The 1,463-nt window shown below is 33.9% G+C and carries 1 protein-coding gene; it reads right to left on the bottom strand.

Going from position 1 to position 1,463, the window contains the following annotated elements; all coding sequences use genetic code 11:
• Window positions 1–36: 36 nt before the first annotated feature.
• A protein-coding gene (locus J5Y03_RS19680) for an IS3 family transposase (protein WP_209407699.1) occupies window positions 37–1,367 on the bottom strand; the annotation gives its coding sequence in 2 pieces (ribosomal slippage) (window positions 37–980 and window positions 980–1,367; 1,332 coding nt in all).
• Between the last annotated feature and the right edge of the window lie 96 nt (window positions 1,368–1,463).

Raw genomic sequence — 1,463 nt, 5'->3', positions numbered from 1 at the left:
TAAAATGTACCCTTTGTAAAGGACATTAAAAAAAGCCTAGGCAACTTTAAGAAGATGATCTCTGTATTGAACAGGGGTCATCTTTTTTAGATTCCATTGGTATCTGTAATGATTGTAATAGGTCATATAACGCTTTATTTCATTTTTTAGTTCGTCTAGATTTTTACATGCTTTAATAGAGGCTTCATCTTTGAGATGGCCAAAGAAGGATTCTTGAGGAGCGTTGTCCCAACAGTTACCTCGTCTTGACATAGATTGGCGTAATCCTAGTTTTTTCACTAACTTTTGAAAGTCAGGGTGTGTATAATGAAATCCTTGGTCTGAGTGAATTAAGGCATCTTTTGCTTTCTTAAAGTTCCGATTCTTCTTTAGCTTTAGAAGAGTATTTATGGCAAGATCTATGGTCATACGATCTGATAAATGATAAGCCAAGATTTCACCGGTAGTTCCATCTTTGATGGTCGATAAGTAAGCTTTCTGACCCTTTTCGTAAAATAAATAGGTAATGTCTGTTAGAAGTACTTTTCCAGGGATGTCTTGCTTAAATTGGCGATTCAATAGGTTGGGAGCTACTCTATGTTCTTTTGTTGCTTTCATCATTCGTCTATAAGGATTAGCCTTTCGGATGGGACAAATAATACCGTACTTTTTCATAATTCTTCGAATACGTTTCAAATTGTAGACAACCTGAAATTGACCCTCCAAAGTCATTTTGATTTGACGAGCCCCTTTCTTGCGTCCTTTAAAATGAAGTGCTTTTAAGATTGTCTTTTTTACAATTTCATCTTTTTTATTTTTTAATTTTCTTTGTTCCTTTGACTTCTCTGAGAAATAATTATAATAACCACTGCGAGAAACGCCGGCAATTTCACACAGGTGTGTTACCATGTGTTTTAATTGGTATTTTTCAATTACCGTACTTATTAGGATATATTTCTGGCTAGGAGGTAGTACTACTTCTTCATCCTCCTTTCGGCAAAACGAATCTTTTTTAACAGTTCATTTTCTGCTTTTAGTAGATTTAATTGTGCTTCTAAACGAGCATTCTTCTCCTCTAAAGTCAGCTCCTTTTCAATAGAGCGCCCTGAATTGCCAGGTCTATTGTCACTTAAACCACTTAATCCACTTTTATTGTAAGCCTTCTTCCATCTCCTACTTGCGGACTTAATTCTATGAATTCCTAAAACTACAAAATCAAAGCCACACTCTTTGAATATTTGACTTGAAAATTTCCCTTTTTCTTTTTCCGCAATAAAAATACTCTTAAATTCATCAGTGTAAGTGATTCCTTTTGAACTAACTGATTTTACATATTTATTAGCTGACAGTAGCTTGATCTCTTTCTCTGTAAATAGCTTTTTACTCATTCTAACTTTTCCCCAATTTCCATTTTTTCTTATTATACAAAAAAGTACCCTATAGGTAGACTTTTTTTAAGTGTCTATTCTATAGGGTACATTTTA

The organism is Gottfriedia endophytica (assembly GCF_017814275.1).
In the GTDB taxonomy this organism is placed as follows: Bacteria; Bacillota; Bacilli; order Bacillales; family Bacillaceae_G; genus Gottfriedia; species Gottfriedia endophytica.
The sequence above is the reverse complement of the archived record's forward strand: the minus strand, read 5'-3'. Positions and strand labels throughout refer to the sequence as shown.